Origin of the sequence: Kocuria sp. (genome assembly GCF_030536815.1) — a bacterium.
In the GTDB taxonomy this organism is placed as follows: Bacteria; Actinomycetota; Actinomycetes; order Actinomycetales; family Micrococcaceae; genus Kocuria; species Kocuria gwangalliensis.
Genome location: NZ_JAUNPE010000092.1, coordinates 4,093 through 8,939, shown reverse-complemented (window position 1 = coordinate 8,939; position 4,847 = coordinate 4,093). Strand labels below are relative to the sequence as shown.

Sequence of the window (4,847 nt, the reverse complement as noted above, 5' to 3'; positions counted from 1 at the left end):
TGCATGAGCTTGTCCACGTCGCCGCGCTCTTCGGTCGTGGAAATGGTGATCACGGAACCGGAGGCACCGGCGCGGGCCGTACGGCCGGAACGGTGCAGGTAGGACTTGTGCTCGGCGGGCGGGTCGATGTGAACGACCAGCTCCACGTCGTCAACGTGAACGCCGCGGGCGGCAACGTCGGTGGCCACGAGCACGCGCACCTCGCCGTCGGAGAACGCGGACAGGTTACGGTCACGGGCGTTCTGCGACAGGTTGCCCTGCAGGTCGACCGCGGGGATACCCGACTGGTTGAGCTTCTTGGCCATTTTCTTGGCGCGGTACTTGGTGCGCGTGAACATCACGCGGCGACCGGTGCCGGAGGCCAGAGTCTCAATGAGGGCCTGCTTATCGTCGTTTTTCACCACCAGCACGTGGTGATCCATGGTGGTCACCGCGGCCTTGGCGACGTCCGCCGAATGCAACACGGGGTTGCTCAGAAACTTCTTGACCAGGGTGTCCACGCCGTTGTCCAAGGTCGCGGAGAACAGCAGCCGCTGGCTCCCCTTGGGGGTGCGGGACAGGATGCGGGTGACCACGGGCAGGAAGCCCATGTCGGCCATGTGATCGGCCTCGTCGAGGACCGTCACGCGGATCTCGTCCAGGGTCAGAACGCCCTGCTTGAGCAGGTCATCCAGGCGGCCGGGGCAGGCCACCACGATGTCCACGCCCTTTGCGAGTTCCTGCTCCTGACGCTTTTGGGACACGCCACCGAAGATCACGGTGGTGCTCAGGCCGGCAGCCTTGGCCAACGGGGCCACGGTGCGGTCGATCTGGGTGGCCAGCTCACGAGTGGGAGCCAGCACCAATCCGGTAGGGCGGTTGGCGCGGCGAGGTGCGCGAGCGGCGCCCTCCACCATGCCCGCCAAGCGAGCCACGAGCGGCAACGCGAAGGCCACGGTCTTACCGGAGCCGGTGCGGCCACGGCCCAGAACGTCCCGGCCGGCCAGCGAATCGGGAAGGGTTTTTTCTTGAATGGGGAAGGCTTCGGTGATGCCCGTGCGGGCAAGGTCAGCCGAAAGGACCTCGGGCACACCGAGGTTTACAAAATTAGTAGACAAGGAAAGTCTTTCAGGTTGGTCCACGCGAAACGATTCCGCGCGCACGCGCCATAAGCCATAAACGGGGCGCGAACTGCGCGCCTTGGACCGGCGCGCCAACCTCGTGAAATGCACGAGGGAACCTAGCCAGTGTACACGCGTCACCTACCGGCCGGTTAGGACGCAGGCCACAAGTGCGCTCAACCCTGAACGGAAAACCACCTGCGGCCCGGGACCTTTCCGGATCCCGAGCCGCATGGATACAAAGAGTGGTCAATCAAACGGCGGTATAGCCACCGTCCACCAGGTAGTAACCGCCGGTCATGAAGGATGCGCCCTCCGAGAGCAGGAACGTGGTTAGCTGCGCGACCTCCTCGGAGGTGCCCAGGCGGCCCATGGGGTGGGCATTGACGAGGGCTTCCTTGGCGCCGGCCGGAAGGTTCGCGAGCAGCGGGGTCTCGATGTACGCCGGGCCGACAGCGTTGATGCGCACACCGCGCTGGCCGTAGTCCACGGCGGTCTGCTTGGTCAGGCCCACCACACCGTGCTTCGCTGCGGTGTACGCGCTGTTGCCCACGCCGGTGGCCACGGTCGAGTGGATCGAACCGATGTTCACGATGGCTCCGCCCCCGTGCTGTTCAATGACCGGTAGTTGAGCAGCCATGCCGTAAGCAACGCCGTTGAGGTCGATGGCAACGGTGCGGTCCCAGGCATCCATGTCGGTCTCGCCCAATGCCTCCACCTGGCCGCCCACGCCGGCGTTGTTCACGGCGTAGTGCAAACCGCCGTACGTCTGCACGGCGAAGTCGACGGCGGCCTGCGCGTCCTCGCGCTTGGCGACATCCTGGCGAATACCAGCTGCGTTACCACCGGCGGCCATGATGGCCTGGACCACGTTGTCGATACCGGTGGAGTCGATGTCCGTCACCACCACTTTGGCACCGCGCTTGGCCAGATCCCTGGCAATTGCCTCGCCGATTCCCGACGCCGCTCCGGTCACCAATGCCACGCGTCCGTTGAACTCAGACATGTCCACTTCCTCTCTTCGGGGTCACTTCATCCCTTCAAGTCTTAGTGTTTTGGCGCACAAATGCCAGGGATGGCCCTGTGTTGCTGATCAGCGCGAAGTCAGTCCTCTTCTTCAGCAGCCTTCTGCGCGTCCTTCTCGGCGCGCAGTTCCTCGGAGGCCTTTTCTTCCTCAGCCTTCTCCTCCAGCACCACTTCGGTGAGGAGCTTGGTCATTTCCTTGGCCACGCTGGCCGCGGATTGCGGGTTCTGACCCGTGACCAGGTGGTCATCCACCTGCACGTTGTCCTCCCAATTGTCGGCAACCTTGACCGTGGCGCCCTGCTCCTCGAGCTTGTCCTGCAGCAGGTAGGGAACCACGCTTGCCTTGCCCACTTCTTCTTCCTCGGCATTGGTGAACGCTGCCACCTTGCGGCCGGACAGCAGGCCGATGCCGTTGCTCAGCTCCACGTCCACCAGGCCGGAAGGCCCGTGGCAGACCGCGCCCACCACACCGCCGCTGTCGTACACGGTGGCGATCAGCTTCTGCAGGTCCTTGTTGCCCGTGAAGTCCCACATGGTTCCGTGGCCGCCCACCAGGAGTACCGCGTGGTACTGGGAGGGATCCACCACAGCGATCTTGGGGGTGTTGTACAGGGAGGCCTTGACGGTCTCGTCGGTGGTGAAATCGACCTGAACGGGGTCTTCCTGATCCATCCCGTCCTGCGGCGGCTGCCCGCCCTCGATGGAGGCGAAGTCCACGAAGTAGCCGGCGTCACGGAACACCTTCCAGGGGTGCGCCGCCTCGCCCACGAAATAACCCGTGGCTTCTCCGGTGTCTCCCAGGGTGTCATGGCTGGTGAGTACCAACAGAACCTTTTTCATGGTGCCAATGTCCATGCGTGCTCCTTTCGGCCGGCGCGCATCAAGCGCGCGTGTGAACGAGTTCACCCTAGGCGGGTGGTCAGTGTGCTTCCAGCCGCGTTCGCTGACGGCACCTTGTCACGGCAACTGTTGACACATCACATAGATCCGCTGTTAGCATGAACCGACAGTTGTAGCGGGTCGTGTTCATCGCCCGTACTTTTCCGAAGAAAGGGCATTGACGTGCGCATTTCCAACGCCATCCTCCGCGCCGTACCCGGTGCGTTCCTCCTGCAGTCCGGTTACGGCAAGCTCAGCCTGGACGCCGAGTCCGCGGAAGGCCTCAAGCAGTTCGCTGCCACCGGCGTTCCCCAGTTCGCCGATTGGGATTCGGAGACCTTCGGTAAGTTCATTGCCGGCTCCGAACTGGCCATTGGCGCGCTGCTGGTCACCCCGTTCGTCTCCAAGCGCCTGGCCGGTGCCGGCCTGCTGGCTTTCTCCGCGGGCCTTCTCACCATGTACTTCCGTAACCCGGAAATGACCCAGGACGACGGCGTTCGTCCGTCCGAGTCCGGTCTGACCCTGTCCAAGGATGCTTTCATGGCAGCCATTGGTGCAGCCCTGGTGGTCCAGAAGTAGTTTCCTCTTCCCCCGGGGATTTTGCCGACGCCGCAGCGAGCCGCTGCGGCGTCGGCGCCGTTTAACGCCTCTCCGGACGTGGACTCGCCGCCGAATGAGCGGTAGGACGCACGCGACTCGCTGGTACGTTAACCATCAATTCGTAGACCCCCCTCGAGGAAAGCCACGGCTCCCCATGGACACGCTGCAATCAGTATTCGATGCCATCCGCGATTTGATTTGGGGTCCCTGGCTCCTGATCCCCCTGCTGTTGGGTGTGGGAATCTTCCTGACCGTGCGGCTGCGGGGCATCCAGTTCTTGCTGTTCGGCAAGGCCATGAGCCTGGGGTTCGGCCGCCGTTCCAAGCAGCTTGGTGGGAAGGGTGAAATCTCCTCGTTCGCGGCCATGTCCACCGCGCTGGCCGCGACCGTGGGTACCGGCAACATCGTGGGTGTGGCAGCTGCCATTTTCATTGGGGGCCCGGGCGCATTGTTCTGGATGTGGATCACCGCCCTGTTCGGCATGGCGTCCAAGTACGCGGAGTGCTTCCTGGGTGTCCGGTTCCGCACCCGTGACTCATCCGGGCAGCTCACCGGCGGGCCGCAGGTCTACCTGGTGCGTGGCATTCCCAATAAGTTCGGGCGTTTCCTGTCCCTCATGTTTGCCGTGTGCTGTGTGGTGGCGACCTTCGGTGTGGGCAACATGACCCAGGGCAACGCCATTGCGAGCAACCTGGAATACACCTTCTCCGTGCCGCCCCTGCTCACCGCCGTGGTGCTGACCGTGGCCACCGGCCTGGCGCTGCTGGGTGGCATCCGCTCCATCGCCAAGGTCACCACGCTGATGGTGCCGCTGATGATCGTTCTCTACATTGTTTCGGGCCTGTACATCATCGGCGTCAATTTCCAGGGCATCCCAGAGGCCCTCCGGTTGATCTTCACCGGCGCGTTCACCCCTATGGGCGCCACCGGAGGCTTTGTGGGCTCCACCATCATGATGGCCATCCAAATGGGCGCTGCCCGTTCGCTGTTCTCCAACGAGTCGGGCATGGGCACCGCTTCCATTGCGGCCTCCGTGGCTCAGACCAGCCACCCGGTGCGACAAGGCCTGGTGTCCATGACCCAGACCTTCGTGGACACCTTGGTGGTCATCTCGATCACCGGTTTCGTCATCCTCACCACCGGTGTGTGGGACCAGGGCAACCCCGGCACGATGACCTCCATCGCGTTCTCCACCGGCCTGCCCGGCGAATGGGGCGGGATCGTGGTGACCATTTGCCTCGT

General features: G+C 63.7%; 5 protein-coding genes. 2 read left to right on the top strand and 3 right to left on the bottom strand.

The genetic code is table 11. The features are described from left to right. The 3 genes from Q4E95_RS09075 to Q4E95_RS09065 all read right to left on the bottom strand — a co-directional run. A partial coding sequence (locus tag Q4E95_RS09075) for a DEAD/DEAH box helicase (RefSeq protein WP_303382998.1) occupies positions 1–1,097 on the bottom strand: 1,097 nt, incomplete at its 3' end. Positions 1,098–1,353: 256 nt separating this feature from the next. Beyond that, entirely contained in the window at positions 1,354–2,106 is a 753-nt protein-coding gene (locus Q4E95_RS09070; RefSeq protein ID WP_303382997.1) for an SDR family NAD(P)-dependent oxidoreductase, read from the bottom strand. 98 nt (positions 2,107–2,204) lie between these two features. Further along, positions 2,205–2,981, bottom strand: a complete 777-nt coding sequence (locus tag Q4E95_RS09065; protein ID WP_303382996.1) for a type 1 glutamine amidotransferase domain-containing protein — start codon at positions 2,979–2,981, stop codon at positions 2,205–2,207. A 207-nt stretch (positions 2,982–3,188) separates the two neighbouring features. On the opposite strand from Q4E95_RS09065, the gene Q4E95_RS09060 reads away from it, so the two are divergent. Beyond that, positions 3,189–3,584 carry a hypothetical protein gene (locus Q4E95_RS09060; RefSeq protein WP_303382995.1) on the top strand — a complete coding sequence of 132 codons (396 nt, stop codon included), beginning with the start codon at positions 3,189–3,191 and terminating at the stop codon, positions 3,582–3,584. A gap of 175 nt (positions 3,585–3,759) precedes the next feature. Then, positions 3,760–4,847 (top strand): sodium:alanine symporter family protein (locus tag Q4E95_RS09055; protein ID WP_303382994.1); only part of this gene is annotated, 1,088 nt, incomplete at its 3' end.

Coding starts and splice junctions, on each gene's coding strand:
- Q4E95_RS09070 (WP_303382997.1), bottom strand. CDS start 2,106: ATGTCTGAGTTCAACGGACGCGTGGCATTGGTGACCGGAGCGGCGTCG.
- Q4E95_RS09065 (WP_303382996.1), bottom strand. CDS start 2,981: ATGGACATTGGCACCATGAAAAAGGTTCTGTTGGTACTCACCAGCCAT.